Below are 19,250 nucleotides of genomic sequence, written 5' to 3' on the forward strand. Positions count from 1 at the left end.
TCCGCTACCCGCTTACTGTAAATTACAATGCCTTAGGAAGAAAAAGCACTCGCTTCGCCAATCACTACACCGGTGAAAGTATGGTTCACGTGCATAGCGTCGCAGTGTTCGCCGTAGGTGTTAAATCCCACCACTTTATAGCGCTGATATAGCGCCGACAATTCTTCGTAAATACCTTTTCCTTCAGCCTCTATCCTACGGTGAATGCAATCGTAACCAACAACCAGCTGTGGCTCACCAATCTCTGCAACTACCTCTTCCATACGTCGCTCAAACTCGGCTACTAAGCCACCGTCACGCATTTTGGTTAGCACAATGCCTGTGTCAATCGCGCAGAAGAAGGTCAAACTCATGTCATCATTAACTTGCTGAATAGAGCGAGCAAAGAAATTTTCACCAACCTGTACAGATAAAGGATGAAGGGCATAAGATTCGGAATTCAGTTCATCTAATGAAATATCCATCACTCGGCAATATTCCAAAGCAGCGGGCTCTGCATTTAATTCATGGGCAATACGCTTGGCGGGGTCAGCCTTTGTCACTACCATTTTTTCCTTTTCAGCAACAAGGTGGTGACCACTTAACACCGAAAATGGACAGGTGGTATTCACTAATATTATGGCCGCCGCATTACTAAAAAACTGCTTGTCATAGTACACATGGGTATCACGAAAATGGAGATTATCACCAGCTGAACCGCCTACCAACGGAATACCCGACAAGGCTTCGTTTAAGGCGCTTAACACCAACTCTTCGCGAATCGACATGCCATCTAACAGAGATAACGCAAAACTGTTGTAGGCCATAGGAGCGATGGCGCGGCTCTCTATGCGCTGCATCATTTCTTTCACAGTATCGTAGGCGCCGCGTTCTGAAAATGTAGCTAAATTTTTCAAAAGCGTTGTTTCAACAACAAAGTGATCTGCGGATAAACAAAATCCGGTAATGGAGCCTGGAGACAAGCCCATAGGTGATATTTCACCAGCAGTGGTGCAGCCTAAAACCGGAACCTCACCAAATAGTTCAGCCAAGGTGTCACCCAACTCCTCTCGGTCGTAATCAACGCAGCAGAAAAACACAACACAGGCAGGTCGCTCCATCGCCAAAGATTGATAAAGTTCTTGTGCGGCCTTTATTGCATTTGAGTTGTCAGAACCGCCATAGGTTACGGCGGGACCACATTCATTTAATCGCTGCTTTTCTACTGCGGTCATGTAATCACCCTTGTGCGTATCGTTATTCTTATATAGCTTTATTTTTTATATCGAAACTAAATTAAATCAGCCCAAACGGCCACTCAACAAACCTTCTCTGTCGCACAAACTTATTCGCAATGCGTCAACGTCCAATAATTGACGCGGACGCGGCAAGTCGATGCACTCTTCCCTGATAATTTTAGTTGGCGTGGCAGACAAAAACAAAATCCGGTCTGCCAATGTGATCGCTTCTTCTAACTGATGAGTCACGTAAACAATTGTAAACTTGTGCTTTTGCCACACCGTAAGTAGTAACTGCCGCAACTCCATTGCCGCAGGCTGATCTAATGACACCAATGGCTCGTCTAGCAGCAAAACATCAGGCTCAGACATTAGCGCTCTAGCTAGCGCGACTCTGCGTTGCATACCGCCAGAAAGCTGGCTGGGGTACTGCGCAGAAGAAGCGGCGATACCCACGGTATTCAACATGGCCTCTGCCCTTACCGCTGTCAGTGTACTATTTGGTGAATCCGACACCAAGCATACATTTTCTAGCAGCGTAAGCCACGGCATCAAACGCGGTTCTTGAAACATGATTCCGAGCTTGGGAGACCCCGTATTACTATTACTGTGGCTTATGCGGCCGTCAAACTTTGTATCCACACCAGCAATTAGGTTAAGCATGGTGCTCTTACCTGCGCCAGAGGGACCGACAATAGCCAAAAATTCCCCGGTTTTCACTTCAAATGCAAGATCCTGAATAACCGCCGCCGCTGCCCCATCCCTGTAGTAGCTCTTATTTGCAATATTCACCGTCATCATGTCCGCCACCGCATGACTGAGCTTTCCCAGCGCCGAATAAGCCCAGCCTCCGAAATTAAAACAATGCCGACAAAGGCAAAGGTGTAAGCCAAAATGCCCGCTATATCGAAATATTGAAAATAAATGCCCAATTGAAATCCCACACCATTACTGCACCCGATAAGCTCTGCCACCAATACAATTTTCCAGACCAAAGCCAATCCGGCACGGGTTGCTGCCAATAAATAGGGGTATAGCTGTGGAAAGTAAACATCGATAAGCGTTCTTCGGCGGGATAGATTAAACGCTCTAGCCACCGCCATTAGTTTAAAATCAATCGCTTTACCACCCTCGCGCATGGTTACCACAATAACGGGGATTTTATTGATCACCACCGCCGCCACCGCCGCTTTCTCGTTTAAGCCAAGCCATAAAAAGCAGAGAATAATGACGACCAAGGCTGGGATATTCATAAATATCGTATTAATTCCGTCCAGCAACAGGTCTGCTCTGCGTGAATAAGCCATCCACAAGCCGAGAGGAACACCAAGTAACATCGCAAATAAAAAGCTCAAGCCCACTCTTTGCATGGTAGCTAGCAGATTCGCTAACAAGCTCCCGCTAACGCCTTCCAGCCAGACCCGCTCAGCAATATCGACAGGGCTTGGCAGCAGCTGCGGCTGCCAAAAAATAACAACGACCTGCCAGCACGCTAGCAAGCTTACAAAGGATAGTAATCGCCACGTTGCCGCTGCCAATTAGCTCACATTAGGACTCCTGGGGCCGCAAAAACTGCCACCAGAACATCCCCTCGTCGAACTTATTATTGTTGTTACGCTTGCTGGGTTCTGAATTCTTTGCACGCAACATGACAGGCGTATCAGACTCCGCTGCCACCCCCTGATTCAGTGGCGGATATAAAATATCGTAGATTTTGCGTATCGCCTGAGCATCTTCCTGGCTCAGCGCATCTGGAATACCTGATCGATACGCATCTCTAAGTGCAACAAAAACCTGATCATTGGTGGCTTTTAAAAGCGGCCGAATAGTATCCCACTCCTCATCTGAACGTGCTAGCAGCGCCTTCGCCTCAAAGGAGGCCGCAAAAAACGCGTTCATTAGTCCTCGGCGACTCTCTGCCTGAGCGCGATCAAATACCCAGCCGAGCATAGGTACTTTTTTATCAAAACCTAAGGCGTTTAAAAGTTGTTCTGTACTTACTAAGCTGCGCATTCCCTCGCCCAATAAGCGGGCGTTGTAATGCCAATAATTGATAACCGCATCTAGCTGACCGTTTAATAGGAGATGATTTAGTAAAGGCGGAGCCGCATATTTCACCTTGCTGATTTCTGCCAGATCGACACCAAGCTTTTCTTTGGAATAGGCGCGAAATAGCAACCATCCCTTATCTACCGGACCACCTGCCACGCCAATACGTTTACCACGTAAATCAGCGAAAGAATGTATTCCTGAATCAGCCGCAACTACCATGCCGCCAATCTCCGTTGAATACGGCGAGTAACCATAATCACGCTGGGTATTCTTCTGTTTATTTACCCACACCCAGTCATTCACAATTAGGTCAACGCGACCACCTTGTAGGGCCACGACTGTGGCGTGTGGCGAACCCAGCTCAAGTACCTCCAATTGGAAACCGTGCTTTTTATCTAGACCATGACGCTTGATAACATCAAGCTCCCAATTCACGGTGCCGTATTTAAGCGCCCCTACCCGCAATACCTCTGCCGCACCAAAGCTGGAAAAGCTAACTAAGCTCAAGCTGAGCAGCAATACAGCAAAATTTATACCTACAATCCGATGCGTCATTGCCTTGCAGAAGCGGAAATATATCAACATCACCGCCTCGCCAATTGATTCGAGTGCGTCGTATTTCTAAACAATAGAGGTCGAACATCGCGTTCACGATTCTGCGCCTGCATCACCGCCGTTTGAATTACATGGTGATGCGGCGATTTATCACATACCGGGTCTGCATTTTCAGCCTGCCCCGTCAGTAAATACGCCTGGCACCGACAGCCACCAAAGTCCTTTTCTTTTTCTGGACAAGTCCGACAGGGCTCAGCCATCCATTCATCGCCACGGTAGTGATTAAACCCATCTGCGCCATACCAAATATCTTTTAGAGCCGTGGTTTTTACATTAGGGAAGCTAATAGGTAGATCTCTGGCGCTGTGACAGGGAAGCGCCAAACCATCCGGCGCTACGGTCAGGAATACGGAACCCCAACCATTCATGCAAGCTTTTGGCCGCGTCTCATAATAATCCGGCACAACAAATATAAGCTGCATTTTATTTTGATACTGCGTGCGATAACGCTGAGTGACTTCCTCCGCATAACGAAGTTGATCCGCAGACGGCATTAAATCGTCTCGGTTATGTAAACCCCAGCCATAATATTGCACATTGGCCAGTTCGACGTAGTCGGCACCAAGTTGCAAGCAGAGATCCAGTATTGATTCTATATGGTCGATATTGTGTCGATGCAAAACAAAATTAATGACCATGGGGTAATCAAATTCTTTTACCACCTGCGCCATTTTTAATTTTTTATCAAAGGCTTTATGACTTCCGGCAATTTGGTCGTTAAGTTCTTTTTCACTGTCTTGAAAACTTAACTGAATATGATCTAGACCAGCTGATTTTAGGGCACTAACGCGCTCATAATTTAAGCCCATTCCCGAGGTAATCAAATTGCTGTAATAGCCCAAACCGCGAGCTTCACGGGCTAGGTCCTCCAAATCTTGCCGTAATAGTGGTTCGCCACCAGAAAACCCCAACTGCGCGGCCCCAAGTTCTCGACCTTGACGCAATACCTGCAGCCACTCTTCGGTACTTAATTCGTCTTTAATCTGCGCGAACTCAAGGGGGTTAGAGCAATATGGGCACTGCAGCGGGCAACGATAGGTTAGCTCGGCAAGCAGCCACAGCGGTGGTCCTATCCGGCTAGACAAAATGCGTCCAACCTTTATCTTCTGCCGCTGAGAAAAATTCTATTACGTCGCCGAAAATGCCCTCGGCATCGGGGTATTTATTTTCTAGATATTCACTTATTTCAGCTACTGATTTCTTGCCATCACAGGCATTTAAAATTTCGCCGGCGCTGGCATTTAGCTTTACCATGCCCTCAGGATAAAGCAGCACAAAGCTGTCTTGCACAGGCTCCCACTGCAAACGAAAATGACGGCTCAATACCGGTACTACACTAGCAACGCTATCTGCGTGCATCATACGCTACTCCATAAAATCTGCTCGTTTTTGAGATGATGATAGGGTGGGCGATCGTAGACATAAGCCATGCTGATGGCATCGAGCAAGCACCACAGTATGTCTAATTTAAATTGCAAAATATTCAGTGCATGCTGCTGCTGCGCCGCACTGCGAAAGTAATCCAAGGTCACACTTAGACCGTGATCAACATCCCGACGCGCCTCACTCAAGCGCTTACGAAAATAGCTTAGGGCTTTAGTATCAATCCACGGGTAGTGCTCGGGCCAAGTGTCTAAGCGTCGCTGATGAATTTCTGGCGCAAACATTTCCGTTAGTGACGAGCACGCCGCCTCTTGCCAACTCGCGCGGCGCGCGAAGTTCACGTAGGCATCCACAGCAAAACGAACACCGGGTAGCACATGACGATGGTTCAATAAATCTTCACGACTTAGACCACAGGCCTCACCTAGGTACAACCACGCCTCTATACCGCCAAGATCGTCACCGCGGCCATCGTGATCAATTATTCGCTGTACCCACTCGCGGCGCGTCGCCTGATCAGGACAGTTAGCTAGCACTGCAGCGTCTTTAATAGGAATATTGCTTTGATAGTAAAAGCGGTTAGCAACCCAAGCACGAATTTGAGTCTTGCTGCACAGGCCCTGATGCATGGCAACGTGAAAAGGGTGATGGATATGATATAAGCGCCCCTTGTCACGCAGCTTCTTTTCAAACTCTGTTAGCGACAGTGCCTCAGCAACAGTGCTTTCTTGCCTAGCAGCTATCACTGCCCTGCCCTCTGATTATCAATCTGAGCAGTAATATCAGCGGCTAGTCTATTGGTTTTACCAATTACGCTTTCGCTAGCATCTAAGGCTATCTCCATACCGTCATATGCTACTTCGATGTTTTCCTTGTTCAGCAGCGCGCGTTCAGGTGAATCTTCATCGAGTATGGGGTTGGTGTTATTTATGTGAATAAGAATTTTTCGCTGCTCCGGAAAGCAGCGCAACATATCAATCATACCGCCTCGACCAGACTGCGGCAGATGCCCCATCTCTCTAGCTAGCTTTGTCCCTACGCCGGCAAAGATCATTTCGTCTTCTCGCCAAAACGTACCATCTACTAATAAGCAGTCACTGCGAATCATATAGTCGATTACCGGCTCATCTAAACCACCTAGACCAGGCGCATAAAACACACTTTTTCCTGAACGGATATCTTGGATATACAAGGCCACATTATCGCCTGGGTGCGGGTCATTACGATGGGGAGAATACGGTGGCGCTTTGCCACAAATAGGTACCGCAGTGATCTGCAAGCCGTCAAATCCGGTGGGGGTAATTGCACTGCCGTCGATGGCTAGCTCGCAATAGTTAATACCGCCATTCCAACTTTCAAGCATGGTAAAAATTGGAAATCCGCTACTTAAATCTTGATGCACCATGCGGCTAGCGTAAACGTCAAATGGGCAGCCTTCGCGCAACATTAGCAATCCACTGCTGTGGTCAATTTGGCTGTCTACTAAGACTACCGCGCCAATACCGGTATCCCGCAAGCCGCGCTTAGGCTGCAAAGCCACGCTGGCCTCTAGCTGCGCTCGGATATCAGGTGAGGCGTTAATTAATAGCCACCGAATACCGTCTAAGCTAACTGCAATCGATGACTGGGTTCGCGGCACTGCTCGTATCTTGCCATTGCGAACGCCATAACAATTCTGGCAATTGCAGTTCCATTGTGGAAATCCGCCACCTGCGGCAGAACCTAATACATGAACTCTCATTGCGACCTACTTCTCTGATGCGGCCACCCAAACACCGTTCGGGCAGCCAGCAATTTAACGGTTAGCGAAATACATAGTGACTTCAAAGCCCAACCTCAGATCTTGGTATGCTGGTTTTATCCACATAAGACTTTCCTCTTTTATTCAACTAATTATTGAGTTTGCCGTGCAAAGCGGTAGCTAACGGTCAAACCGCCCCTACTACACTCAAATAGTAAGCACCACACACCGATGCTAATACTGTACTTTAGACCTATACCGAGCCCCCTTTTGGTGTTGGGTCATAGGTAAGAAATACAAAGAAAAACGTGATAAAAGCCACGCCAAAACACTGCGCAAAAAAAAGCCGCGACCCGAGGCCGCGGCAAACACAACGTTCTACTAACAATTGGTACACCCCACTGACTTAGGTTGCACCAACCCAAACACACTCATCGACACAGAGACGTACTGCAGCCTTCACTTCCGCAGCGGCCTAAACTAGAGCATGTAATAGCTTGTGTACTCGCACCGGGGACAGGCGGCACACAAGCTACTTGGGTTATTTAAACCGCGTAATGCGGCCCGAGACTCAGAAGAATCCCAGCGGGCTGGTGCTATAGCTCACCAACAGGTTTTTGGTTTGCTGGTAATGATCCAGCATCATTTTGTGGTTTTCACGGCCAATACCCGATTTTTTATAACCTCCGAAGGCTGAGTGGGCTGGATAGGCGTGGTAGCAGTTTGTCCAGACCCGACCCGCTTGAATACTGCGACCCATGCGGTAGGCACGATTCATATCGCGGGTCCAAACACCGGCACCCAAACCGTACTCAGTATCATTCGCGATGCTCAAAGCCTCTGCTTCGTCTTTAAAGCTGGTCACACCCAATGTTGGCCCAAAAATCTCTTCTTGGAAAACTCGCATTTTATTGTGACCGCGCATCAAAGTAGGTTGCATATAGTAGCCGCCGGCCAAATTACCCTCTAGGACATTGCGGCTACCACCAATCAACATCTCTACGCCTTCTGCACGACCAATATCCATATAGCTAAGAATTTTTTCTAGCTGCTGCAATGACGCTTGCGCCCCCACCATGGTGTCGGTATCCAGTGGATTCCCCTGCTTAATCTGAGCTGCGCGCACCATTACGCGCTCCATAAACTCTTCGTAAATACTCTCATGTATTAAGGCACGAGACGGACAGGTACACACTTCCCCTTGGTTAAAGAAGCCCAGCAATAGACCTTCAACACATTTACTGATGTAGTCTTCTTCGTAATTCATCACATCTTCAAAGATAATATTAGGCGACTTACCGCCTAATTCGACCGTTGATGGAATCATGCTATCAGCGGCATTCTTCAAAATCTGCGCACCGACGGCGGTAGAGCCGGTAAAGGCAATTTTGGCAATGCGGGAACTAGTTGCCAATGCCGAGCCAACATCTTTGCCGAAACCATTAACAATATTAATCACACCGGCAGGTACAACATCTGCAATCACTTCCATTAACACCAAAATGCTGGCTGGGGTTTGCTCGGCTGGCTTCATTACCACGCAGTTACCAGCAGCTAGTGCAGGCGCTAATTTCCATGCCGCCATTAACAGCGGAAAATTCCAAGGAATGATTTGACCCACAACACCAAGAGGTTCGTGAAAATGATAAGTTGCAGTAGTGTCATCTAACTCTGCTGCCGTACCTTCTTGGGTACGAATACAACCCGCAAAATAGCGAAAATGGTCAACGACCAAAGGTAAGTCAGCATTTAAGGTTTCACGTACACTTTTACCGTTTTCCCAGCTTTCTGCGACCGCCAACATTTCCAAGTTGCGCTCAACGCAATCTGCAATTTTAAGTAGCACATTGGCGCGATCACCGGGCGATGTTCTGCCCCATGCATCCTTGGCCTTATGCGCCGCATCCAAAGCCAACTCAATATCAGCCGGCGATGATTGCGGCACTTCGCAAAATGCCATCCCAGTTACTGGGGTAATATTAGAGAAATACTTTCCATCAATGGGAGCCACCCATTCACCGCCGATAAAGTTCTCATACCGTGGCTTAAATGTGATTACTGAGCCGGCGTCACCTGGTTGCGCGTATATCATTTTTCCAACCTCGCTTTATTGTATTAACACGATCAAATTTATAAATAGCCCAATCCATGATCAGAGCTCTTAAACATCATGCTAGGTGTATTAGTAAAAATAATTAACTGTACTTTGGTCTCTCAAAACTTAATCACTTAGTCGTAAATGCGGTAAAAGATAGGCCTTTAAGCGCACATAAAAAATCCGGATTCTCCCCACCTCTAGCAGAGAGAATCCGGAAAGCTACGACCTAAGGGGAGATGCGTGATTAAAAGTTTGCGATAAGCCCTAGCGCAATAGTGCTGGTTTCTTCTTCAGCGCTACCAATTTCCAAGGTATTTACGTTGTACTCCACTACGGTGCGCAGCACCGAGTTAATGTCGTGGAACCAAGCAACTTGGCTGGTACTGTTATTCCACTCTGTCGAGGTTTCGACAGTGGTTTCACCGTAGGAAACTACAAAGCGTTCCGCACCCATGGTGTAAGAGGCTTGTGCGACATAGCCGTCGCTGTCTACTTCTTTGCCATTTTCGGAAATTAAATTTTGCAAACCTAGCGCCGAGTCAGTTGCTGGTCCAAGCAACAAACCCAATCCTTCACCAGAAAATCCTGAAAGGTTTAATGCAAAGCCGCCGGTTTTAAATTTAGCGCCGTAGGAAAAGCCTTGTGAATCGACATCGTCAACACCTGCCGCATCGCTCTCCGAACTTTGTTGTAAAAAGCCCAACCAAGCGGTAACTGAATTCCCGTCGCCAAATGAAGTGTTGTACGTCAGCTCACCCTCAAAACGTGGCAAACTTTCTTCACTGCTTCGCCCCGCACCGGTATCCGTTGTTGTGTTACCTGGGTCAATCAAACCAAGTGCTAGCTTGAAGCCACCACCAAAGTCTGGTGTACGGTATGTAATCTGCGCATGAGGGAATGGATAGTGATAGCCGCTACCAATATGTCCAAAAGAAACACCCTGTCCATCGACCAAGCCCAAGGTGTCGTTTACTGCACCATAGCCCTGCAACATTTCATCTAAGAAGATATTAGAACGGCTAAACAAGGTAAAATCTTTACCGAATAGCACTTGCCCCCAGTCAGCATCAATCGTCGCGTAGAACTGGCGAACATCAATACCCGTGGATGTCACTCCGGTGTCGCTGTCATTAATCGTTACCCAAAACGATGAACGCCCACCCACTTTCAGATCACCAACCTGTTTACTGAAGTTGAATCCTACCCAGTTAGGCAACAAACCCATTTTGATTCTCGACTGTGTACGATCCACACCGCTAAGCTCATTATCAGTGTCGCTTCGAACAAAGAAGGTATTGAAAGATGCATCAATCGAAACCGTCGTGTCGTCTTGATTGTAAACTTCTACAGCCGCCATCGCCGGAATACTAAATGCCAGCGCGGTAGCGCCAGAAACCATGTGCCGTATTATTAATTTCTTATTCATGAGTTCCCCCAAAATTATTGGCTTTTGTAGCCATCTTTTGCGTCGCAATATTTTGCACGCTGCCATTAACTCCATCGCAACGCCTGCTGCGACGGACTTAATATGCGCAAATTCTGCGCATTTCCCCATACCACCTTGCGGCACAATGAAACGTCTTATGGATATAAGACCTAATGAATAAAGTGCTACTTCTAAAGGATGAGATGATAACTAAAGTAAATCAGCCATACGAAATATGGGGCAAACTGGGGGGAATAGTCGTTATATTTTAAGAAGGGAATGTACTTTAAGCTATAGCATGATTAGAGCTCCCCACCCCAAAAATTTTCACACCAGGGCGGGGAGTAGTACAGCCTACCAACTGTATTTTATGCCGATCGCAAGACTACGCGGTGCAGCCGGACTAAGAAATCGGGGGCTTTCGTTTTCTAAATCATCTATAACTTCATCAGGCTCACCATAAAGGCCAAAGCGCTCATACTCTTCATCAAAAATATTCTTTGCTTGAAGGTTTAATCCAATATTCTTTGTTGGCTTATATTCAAGATTAGCATTTACAACAATATACGACCCTGTCTTATTGTCTTGATTCGCTTCATCACCGCGCAAATACGCCCCACTACTGGTGTTAATTGCAATATTGCTATTCACGCTCTCAGTCCACTGATAGCCAAGAGAAAACTTTGCACTATGTTCGGGTATGGACGGAATTTTACTGCCCTTTTCTACCGCCAATGCACCGTCGACACTATTAGGATGATTCGGCGAAAACGAAATAAACGAAGTTTCATAATATGCATCGAGATAGGTATAACTTATATCCAAAAGCCATTTCCCACTAGTTAGCGAGCCACTTACCTCAATACCTTGGTGCCGTGTATCACCAATATTCGTAAAAAACCCTTCATTGGATGAAACACCACCCACCGTTTGAAAATGGATATCGTCTTGATTAACGGTAGCAAATAAGGCGATATTCCACGCCAACACCGCTCTATAGCTAGCGGACTTACCACGCAAACCCCATTCAACACTTCGCGCCACCACGTCTTTCAGTGGCGGATCGGCTAGGAAGGTATTGGGTAAGATGCACGGCGCATCCGGATGCGAGCACGCCAACTCCACTGGTGTTGGCGCCCTAGATGACTGATAAACACCGGCGTAAACACTGAGAGCGTCGGTCAATACCCAGCGCGCACCAAGCCCTCCGTTTAAGCTCTTGTAACTATGCTTGGCCGTTAATTCTGGCCGGTCTCCGCTCAAGTCCTTTGCGCCAACGTCTACTACGTTATAGCGCATAATGGCCGTTAGACTGAGTCGATCGCTAAGCTCGACCGTATCAGAAAAATACAGTGCAGCCATATCAGTACTGGCGCGCAAGGAAGTGAAACCCTCAGCGTCATAAAGACCAGATCGTGTGGTCGACCTAACATCGGTCAAACTTGCAAATTCGACCTGAGAATCAAAATCAGTAATGCCCGCCAAATAATCTGCGCCCAACGTGATGTGATGATTCACTGAGCCGGTATCAAGATGCCAATAAATCTGCGCACTAGCACCCCAGCTTCGCTGCCGCCTGCGGCTGATATTATTGACCGCATCAAATTCGCCACTAACGGCATTATCAAACTGGTCTCGCGCTAGCTCATCGCTGTCGTCTTCACACAAAAAATCATCATTTGGTGCATCACACTCTTCAAATTCAGTGCCATCACCATTAAAACTTCGGGTATCCACCTGGCGATAAAAGCCATTAACGGAAAGCTTTAGCTCATCGGACAACCAGCGGGAGTAAACTATACTCGTCATACTCATCTGATTTTCTGTTAAATCGGGATGTGTGAAAACTGCTTCTCTATCTGTCTCCAACAAACCAACGGGAATGGCACCGTTGCCTTTTAAATAGGTATCAGAGAAATTAAAAAATACATCGAGCTCACTGCTATCATCGTGCCGACTTAGCGACGCATATAAATTTCTCGCCTCCGTCGGTGAATAATCTCGCCAGCCGTCTTCCTCATATTTTTCTAAGGCTAGGAACCCACCCCAATTTTCTCCGTGCACGCCCTTCGATACTGAAATTGCGCGCTGACCAAACGAGCCCGCGCTCACCTCTATAGCGCCTTGAGACGAGCTAAATCCTGTTTTACTTTTAATAACAATGGCGCCGCCCAGCGCATTTTGTCCAAAGATGGGATTCACTCCCGCAATCAAGGCCATCTCTTGCACACTGCTAGCCGGTAATAAATCCCAATTCACCGTGTCGCCAAATAGCTCATTTACACGAACTCCGTTGTAATACACCACCAAACCCTGCGAAGAGCCCAATAGCGGCGATGCCGCATAGCCACGAAAGCGAATATCTGGCTGCAGAGGATTATTCTGCGCGTCGTTAACGGAGATTCCGCCGCCATGCTGGTTTAAAAATTCTGCTACGGAGTAAGCCTTGTCTTTGTCGATATCTTCTGCCGAGAAAATTTGTACTTGAAATGGCGAAAGCTCGGTAAGTGAACCGACACCCATTGGCGACATGCCGACTACCCTGACATTTTCAACGAGCTTGTATTCCGTTTCAGCGACCGACAATGACGGCAAAAACAGGCTTAATACCAGGCCACGAAAAGGCCACTTATGACTGACCGGTAAGCTAATCATTATTATTCTCCACAACGCAGTATCTAAATGACCTAGCCTACGCTGTGAGCACTACGCGACAATTAAACCAAAGTGGTTAATCAAATTCTGCAAGCTACTACTTTCGTCTTATTCTCACCTAAAGTAGTAGGCAACTGCACGTTAAGTGCTATTCATTGACATCACTACCTGATAGACACTGCCCCAGCGCCCGACCTCTAATTAGCAGATAATATTAACTGGTGCCGTCATGTTTATATCAGGCAAGGACTTATCTCCACGGTCAAAATTCGTCTTCGCCAATCTAACGATTTTTAGCCACCCTTCTTTCCAAAATTTCCGCGTGCGTCCAGATTTAAAGCTATTGCTCGTCATTATATTTTTATACTTATATGCCGGCTCTCTAAATATCGCCTATGCGAATCTAAATGAGCCACATAGTATAGAAAATGAGATACTCACACTCTTCCCCCGCGCCACACGCCCACCAGAACTCGACCCTGAATCCCAAATTTGGTCGGTATATCAACTCAATGAAATCATTGGCTATGCCTATGAATCTAATCATTTTGTAGACTTTAAGGGATTTTCTGGAGAACGAATTAATATTCTGATTGGCCTAGATATCGACGGCAGATTTTCAGATCTCAAAATACTTCATCATCATGAGCCTATTTTTCTTCACGGTCTTGGACCAAAGCCCTTAAGAGCCTTTCTCGACCAATATCCACAACACACTTTATCTGAACGCATTATGTTTGGCGGCCGTAAAACCGGACAGATGGAAGACAGGCACAATACTTACTTCGACGGTGTTACCAAAGCTACTGTATCAATTATTGTCATTAACGACACGATACTCTCTTCTGCCCGCGAGGTTGCCAGACGCGTACTGCCCGCCTTTGCGCAACAAGCTCCCGCCTCGGTGCGTACAGAACTGTTTAAGGAACTAAACTGGCAAGAATTATTAAACCTAGAATTTGTAAAACACTGGTCTTTGGGTATAAGTGATTTTGAAGATCAACTCGGTCAGTCACTGTCTAGCTACCCCTCAGAGCAGCTAGATTTAAGCTACGACCACACCCAGATCTATTACGCCTATTTAAACGCACCGAGCATTGGCAGAAACCTTCTCGGCGACGCCGACTATGCCAAGCTGATGGCTAAACTTAGTGATGGCGAGCAAGCCATTTTGATAATGTCTGAGGGATTTTACGATTACTTAGGTGAGGAATTTCGTCCTGGCACTATCCCCGAGCGTATCAGTCTTGAGCAGCATAATTTGCCGATTACACTGCGCGATATTAATTTCTTTGATAGCAGCATGGCTACATTGCCGAAAGGCGCTCCAGATTTAGACAATTTACGTATATTTAAAATACGACCACAGGCCGGATTCGACCCCAGCGCCGCAATGCAAATGGTGTTAAGTATTAAGCTAGACCGCAATCATTTAGTTCACGACAATATTATTGTTAAGAGTGAGTACCAGCTGCCAAGTGAGCTATTCAATAAGATCGACACCGCAAACATCAGCAAACCAGAGGCAATGTGGGTCAAGATTTGGAAGGGCCGCCTCACAGACATAGCCATTCTCACACTAAGCTTAATCATACTCAGCATCGCGTTTATTATGCAGCGCAGGCTGGTCATGAATAGTCGGCGTTTTCTGTGGTTTCGACGAGGCTTCTTATTATTCACGCTTATGTATATTGGCTTCTACGCCCAAGGCCAGCTCTCAATCGTGAATCTCATCGCACTACTCGTAGGCGCATTAAACGGCTTCGATATTCACGTTTTTCTGCTAGACCCCATTATTTTTATTCTATTGAGCTACACCGCCCTTTCACTGATTTTATGGGGTCGGGGCCTATTCTGTGGTTGGCTATGTCCCTTTGGCGTCATGCAAGAGTTTCTTGCCAATATAGCGGCTAAGCTCAACATCACACAATGGAATATCAGGTCAAATACCCATCAACGCATGCTGAAATTTAAATATTTTATTCTGATTACCTTGCTGGTACTTGCGCCCTATTCACTGACCGCTGCTGAAAAAATGGCAGAAATTGAACCCTTCAAAACAGCGGTCACACTGGCGTTTATCCGCGAATGGCCATTTGTTATCTATGCCGTAATTATTCTTGGCTTAGGCCTGTTCGTTCATAAATTTTACTGCCGCTATCTCTGTCCACTAGGCGCAGCACTGGCCATTATGGGTAAGTTTCACCGCTTCAAGTGGCTCGATAGACGGCAGGAATGCGGCACCCCCTGTCAGCTTTGCAAACACCGCTGCGGTGTTGATGCCATTAAAAAAACTGGCGACATTGATTACGAAGAGTGTATTCAATGCTTAGAATGCGTAGTTATCTTGCAGGACCCGCAACAATGCGCGGCAACGATGTCTGCCAACAAAAAAGCAAAACGGCATACACCAGAAGTTATCGAACCTGTCAGAATCGTACAGGGGAAATAGTTTTTCCCCTGAGCTGTCAGCTGATCACATCACTAGGCTACAAATTCAACTAATTTCGCATAGTGCTTACGACTTTAGTTGAATTGTTATCCGCAGCTCGCACAGTAACACTTAGCAGCATAATTTTTAAATGGAACGCCCACCATGTCTAAAGTCCCCGTATACAAAGTGCCCGCAAATTTTTGCGACGCACACATCACGCCACAAAGATATCAAGAAATGTATAAGCGCTCGATTGATGATCCAAGCGGCTTCTGGGCAGATATGGCAACTGAATTTCTTGATTGGAATCAAACATGGGATCGCGTGGTTGACTACAATTTTTGCAAGGGCCAAGCCCAATGGTTTAGCGGCGCCGAACTGAATGTTAGCTACAACTGCATTGACCGTCATCTAGCTGAACGAGCAAACCAAACTGCTCTAATATGGGAAGGCGACAACCCCGATGAAAGTATCGATATCAGTTACGCAACGCTAAAAGACGAGGTCTGCAAATTAGCCAACACCCTTAAATCTCGCGGCATAAAAAAGGGCGACCGCGTATGTATTTATTTGCCGATGATTCCCCAAGCCGCCTACGCGATGCTGGCCTGCGCGCGTATTGGTGCGGTGCACTCGGTGGTCTTTGGTGGCTTCTCTCCTGAGGCGCTTAAAGATCGCATAATAGATTCTGATTGCCAGTTAATTATTACCGCCGACGAAAGCACCCGTGGTGGCAAGAATACCTCTCTAAAGGCCAATGTCGATAAGGCGCTTCTTAGCTGCCCAGACGTTCACAGCTGCCTCGTTGTAAAGTGCAGCAATAAAGATATTCCTTGGGTCGACGGCCGCGATCTCGATTACCATGAGACCGTCAACAGTATGAGTACTGACTGTCCGCCAGAGTCCATGGCCGCAGAAGATCCGCTATTTATTTTGTATACCTCTGGCTCGACAGGGAAACCCAAGGGTGTACTGCATACCACCGCTGGCTATTTATTGCAGGCGGCGATGACCTTTAAATACACCTTCGATTACCGTGACGGCGAGGTTTATTGGTGTACCGCCGATGTAGGCTGGGTGACAGGGCATACTTATATTGTTTACGGTCCGCTCTGTAATGGCGCCACCAGTTTGATGTTTGAAGGTGTACCTACCTACCCCGATGCAGGCCGCTGCTGGGAAATTATCGACAAGCATAAAGTAAATATTTTTTACACGGCTCCCACCGCGATTCGCGCACTGCAAGCACAGGGCGATGACTACGTTAGTCGCAACGATAGAAGCAGCTTGCGTTTGCTGGGCACCGTAGGCGAGCCTATAAACCCAGAAGCATGGGAATGGTACCACCGCGTGGTGGGCGACTCGCGCTGCCCCATTGTGGACACGTGGTGGCAGACGGAAACCGGCACACACATGATCACCGCCTTGCCGGGGGCAACAGACCTAAAACCAGGCTCGGCAAGCTTTCCCTTTTTTGGTGTTCAACTCGCCTTACTTAATGAAGACGGCAGTGAAGTGCAGGGTGCGGGATCAGGTTACTTAGTAGTTAAGTCGTCTTGGCCCAGTCAAATACGAACGATTTACGGTGATCATCAAAGGCTTATCGATACCTATTTCAGCACTTACAAAGGCTATTATTTCACCGGCGACGGCGCCACCCGCGATGCGGATGGCTATTATTGGATTACCGGACGCGTAGATGATGTGCTCAATGTATCGGGCCACCGTATGGGCACCGCAGAAGTGGAAAGCGCCTTAGTATTACACCCCAAAGTAGCAGAAGCCGCTGTGGTTGGCTTTCCCCATGACATCAAAGGTCAGGGTATTTATTGCTACGTCACCTTGATGGACAATGCCGAGGTTGACGATAATTTGCGCGCTGAACTTGTTGCCTTATGTAGCCAAGAGATCGGTCCCATCGCCAAGCCTGATGTTATTCAATGGGCAGCTGGGTTACCGAAAACCCGTTCTGGAAAAATTATGCGACGCATTCTACGCAAGATAGCGGAATCCGAAATAGATTCGCTAGGTGATATTTCCACGCTCGCAGACCCGACCGTGGTTGATACCTTAATTAAAGATCGATTAGCGATCACCGCTTAACTGCAAGGCAGCAATGCAAAGTAAATATATACGGTGGGAAGCTATACCATCGCCGGCTGAGGTTCTTATTACAGCCCAGTAGTTCAGCCGGCATTTACTTAAATCAGAAATTGGGGCTAGTAATATGTCTAATAAAAACCAGCACGAACTCACAAGCAATAACGCGCCTAAGCCGAATCGAGAGCGCCGTCAATTTGTCAAATATCTTGCAGCGTCCCCACTTATTGCTGGTCCCTGCGCGATGGCGCAAGCGCAACAGTCATCGCTACCGCCATACCAGGCCGAAGCAAAGGATTTGCACACACAATTTGATGCACTGGCCAAAAAAAGTAGTGCCAATATTCAAAGCATCGAAGCCTTTACCATTACGCCAAACAACTTACCTTGGACACAAAAACTTGGGCCAATAAAAGCAGGCCAACAAGTCACCTTCTTCCTTACTGGAATCTGGTGGTTTAGCAAAGAGCACAATCGCTGGCTTGAACCGGGCTTTGTGTTTTTTGCACGAGTTGCGGGTAAATCACACGCAAGCCCAATTTATAACACCATGCAAAATACCGGCACCTTAAGCTCAGATCGCGACGGCAGGCTAGAAATCGCTAGAGCCGTTGGCGAGTTTGCAAGCCCTGATGGAGACCTTTGGGTTCCTGAAGAACACTACCTAACTGGGCAAGGCCAAATTACCGGCATTGCCATTATCTGGAACGAAAGCGCGTCCAGTGGCTTAAGTAAATTGTTCGCAGCCGGCGACGTTAACAATTTACTTAAACTAGAAATTCAGCGCCAAGAGACTGAAAAGCTGATGCCTGAAGGCTGGAACAACTATTTCGCCTTTGGAGATGGCAGTATTTACACCAGCTCACCCAAAGGTCACATCCAATGCTGTGCGCAAAAAAACGTCGGCATTATTCAATACCCCGTGGCCAATCAGCACCTTGAATCTGGCCTCAAACTCAATTGGCGTTGGGTGGTAGAGAAACTACCGTCTATGCTTGGTGAAGACCAATTACTCAATCACGATTATTTATCAATTGCCGTTGAGTTTGACGACGGCAAAGACCTCACTTATATGTGGAGCAGCCAATTACCCGTAGGAAAGGTATTCGCCTGCCCAATTCCAGGTTGGAACGCGGTAGAAACCCACGTAGTACAACGTAGCGGAATAGAACAATTAGGAAAGGCACTAGACGAAGAACGCGACATATACAGCGACTACAAAAGCATCATCAACGGCCCAGCTACACGCGTCGTTAATGTATGGCTTATCGCCACTACGATATTTATGCGCGGCCAAGGTCGCTGTTCCTATCGCGAAATCTCTATTGGTAAACGCGGCCACCAACAAAAAATTCTATAAGCCCGATTTAAATTATGAATACTAAAGAGCACCGCGTCGCGAGGTATGTGAAGGCATTTATATCGCGGATATTTAAATCAAGGCCGCTTAGTGAGTTCAAGCTAAGCGGTAAATAGGAAAAGCAAATCACACAGAAAGAGCTGCATTTTTAGTTTAGTTAGATGGCGCC

Annotated in this window: 15 protein-coding genes; 3 read left to right on the plus strand and 12 right to left on the minus strand. The window is 47.1% G+C overall.

Annotated elements, in window-relative coordinates:
• Positions 1–32: 32 nt before the first annotated feature.
• From nosP to C0068_RS04105, 12 genes are all read right to left on the minus strand, one after another.
• On the minus strand, positions 33–1,214 hold the full coding sequence (gene nosP / locus C0068_RS04050) for a nitric oxide-sensing protein NosP (RefSeq protein WP_103683218.1): 1,182 nt from the start codon (positions 1,212–1,214) through the stop codon (positions 33–35).
• A 66-nt stretch (positions 1,215–1,280) separates the two neighbouring features.
• Complete coding sequence (locus C0068_RS04055; protein ID WP_103683219.1) at positions 1,281–2,018, minus strand: ABC transporter ATP-binding protein; 738 nt, start codon at positions 2,016–2,018, stop codon at positions 1,281–1,283.
• Positions 2,015–2,755 (minus strand): ABC transporter permease, encoded by a 741-nt coding sequence (locus C0068_RS04060; RefSeq protein WP_103683220.1) that lies wholly within the window; start codon positions 2,753–2,755, stop codon positions 2,015–2,017. The genes C0068_RS04055 and C0068_RS04060 overlap by 4 nt, the downstream gene beginning before the upstream one ends.
• A gap of 10 nt (positions 2,756–2,765) precedes the next feature.
• Entirely contained in the window at positions 2,766–3,854 is a 1,089-nt protein-coding gene (locus C0068_RS04065; RefSeq protein WP_103683221.1) for an ABC transporter substrate-binding protein, read from the minus strand.
• Positions 3,854–4,969 (minus strand): pyrroloquinoline quinone biosynthesis protein PqqE, encoded by a 1,116-nt coding sequence (gene pqqE, locus C0068_RS04070; RefSeq protein ID WP_103683222.1) that lies wholly within the window; start codon positions 4,967–4,969, stop codon positions 3,854–3,856. Before pqqE ends, C0068_RS04065 begins: the two co-directional genes overlap by 1 nt.
• Complete coding sequence (gene pqqD, locus C0068_RS04075) at positions 4,962–5,246, minus strand: pyrroloquinoline quinone biosynthesis peptide chaperone PqqD (RefSeq protein ID WP_103683223.1); 285 nt, start codon at positions 5,244–5,246, stop codon at positions 4,962–4,964. The genes pqqE and pqqD overlap by 8 nt, the downstream gene beginning before the upstream one ends.
• Entirely contained in the window at positions 5,243–6,013 is a 771-nt protein-coding gene (pqqC, locus tag C0068_RS04080; RefSeq protein ID WP_233208730.1) for a pyrroloquinoline-quinone synthase PqqC, read from the minus strand. The genes pqqD and pqqC overlap by 4 nt, the downstream gene beginning before the upstream one ends.
• On the minus strand, positions 6,010–7,008 hold the full coding sequence (gene pqqB / locus C0068_RS04085) for a pyrroloquinoline quinone biosynthesis protein PqqB (RefSeq protein ID WP_103683224.1): 999 nt from the start codon (positions 7,006–7,008) through the stop codon (positions 6,010–6,012). Before pqqB ends, pqqC begins: the two co-directional genes overlap by 4 nt.
• 54 nt (positions 7,009–7,062) lie before the next feature.
• Positions 7,063–7,134 (minus strand): pyrroloquinoline quinone precursor peptide PqqA, encoded by a 72-nt coding sequence (pqqA, locus tag C0068_RS04090; protein WP_103683251.1) that lies wholly within the window; start codon positions 7,132–7,134, stop codon positions 7,063–7,065.
• Positions 7,135–7,579: 445 nt separating this feature from the next.
• Positions 7,580–9,100, minus strand: a complete 1,521-nt coding sequence (exaC, locus tag C0068_RS04095; RefSeq protein ID WP_103683225.1) for an acetaldehyde dehydrogenase ExaC — start codon at positions 9,098–9,100, stop codon at positions 7,580–7,582.
• 250 nt (positions 9,101–9,350) lie between these two features.
• Positions 9,351–10,532 (minus strand): porin, encoded by a 1,182-nt coding sequence (locus C0068_RS04100; RefSeq protein WP_103683252.1) that lies wholly within the window; start codon positions 10,530–10,532, stop codon positions 9,351–9,353.
• A gap of 354 nt (positions 10,533–10,886) precedes the next feature.
• Positions 10,887–13,187: a TonB-dependent receptor gene (locus tag C0068_RS04105; protein WP_103683226.1), complete on the minus strand. Its 2,301-nt coding sequence runs from the start codon at positions 13,185–13,187 to the stop codon at positions 10,887–10,889.
• Between the two features lie 229 nt (positions 13,188–13,416).
• On the opposite strand from C0068_RS04105, the gene C0068_RS04110 reads away from it, so the two are divergent.
• The 3 genes from C0068_RS04110 to C0068_RS04120 all read left to right on the plus strand — a co-directional run bounded on the left by C0068_RS04110 (position 13,417) and on the right by C0068_RS04120 (position 19,081).
• Positions 13,417–15,639 (plus strand): 4Fe-4S binding protein, encoded by a 2,223-nt coding sequence (locus C0068_RS04110; RefSeq protein ID WP_103683227.1) that lies wholly within the window; start codon positions 13,417–13,419, stop codon positions 15,637–15,639.
• A 144-nt stretch (positions 15,640–15,783) separates the two neighbouring features.
• Entirely contained in the window at positions 15,784–17,724 is a 1,941-nt protein-coding gene (gene acs / locus C0068_RS04115) for an acetate--CoA ligase (protein ID WP_103683228.1), read from the plus strand.
• 124 nt (positions 17,725–17,848) lie between these two features.
• The gene (locus C0068_RS04120; protein WP_103683229.1) at positions 17,849–19,081 is read left to right on the plus strand and encodes a DUF3047 domain-containing protein; all 1,233 of its coding nucleotides are present in this window, start codon (positions 17,849–17,851) and stop codon (positions 19,079–19,081) included.
• Positions 19,082–19,250: the final 169 nt, after the last annotated feature.

It is taken from the genome of Zhongshania marina, assembly GCF_002915595.1.
Taxonomy (GTDB): Bacteria; Pseudomonadota; Gammaproteobacteria; order Pseudomonadales; family Spongiibacteraceae; genus Spongiibacter; species Spongiibacter marinus_B.

What these genes read in the sequence shown, in the direction of transcription:
- exaC (WP_103683225.1), bottom strand. Translation starts at nt 9,100, where the DNA reads ATGATATACGCGCAACCAGGTGACGCCGGCTCAGTAATCACATTTAAG.
- C0068_RS04065 (WP_103683221.1), bottom strand. Translation starts at nt 3,854, where the DNA reads ATGTTGATATATTTCCGCTTCTGCAAGGCAATGACGCATCGGATTGTA.
- C0068_RS04110 (WP_103683227.1), top strand. Translation starts at nt 13,417, where the DNA reads ATGTTTATATCAGGCAAGGACTTATCTCCACGGTCAAAATTCGTCTTC.
- C0068_RS04055 (WP_103683219.1), bottom strand. Translation starts at nt 2,018, where the DNA reads ATGATGACGGTGAATATTGCAAATAAGAGCTACTACAGGGATGGGGCA.
- pqqB (WP_103683224.1), bottom strand. Translation starts at nt 7,008, where the DNA reads ATGAGAGTTCATGTATTAGGTTCTGCCGCAGGTGGCGGATTTCCACAA.
- C0068_RS04105 (WP_103683226.1), bottom strand. Translation starts at nt 13,187, where the DNA reads ATGATTAGCTTACCGGTCAGTCATAAGTGGCCTTTTCGTGGCCTGGTA.
- acs (WP_103683228.1), top strand. Translation starts at nt 15,784, where the DNA reads ATGTCTAAAGTCCCCGTATACAAAGTGCCCGCAAATTTTTGCGACGCA.
- pqqD (WP_103683223.1), bottom strand. Translation starts at nt 5,246, where the DNA reads ATGATGCACGCAGATAGCGTTGCTAGTGTAGTACCGGTATTGAGCCGT.
- C0068_RS04100 (WP_103683252.1), bottom strand. Translation starts at nt 10,532, where the DNA reads ATGAATAAGAAATTAATAATACGGCACATGGTTTCTGGCGCTACCGCG.
- nosP (WP_103683218.1), bottom strand. Translation starts at nt 1,214, where the DNA reads ATGACCGCAGTAGAAAAGCAGCGATTAAATGAATGTGGTCCCGCCGTA.
- C0068_RS04120 (WP_103683229.1), top strand. Translation starts at nt 17,849, where the DNA reads ATGTCTAATAAAAACCAGCACGAACTCACAAGCAATAACGCGCCTAAG.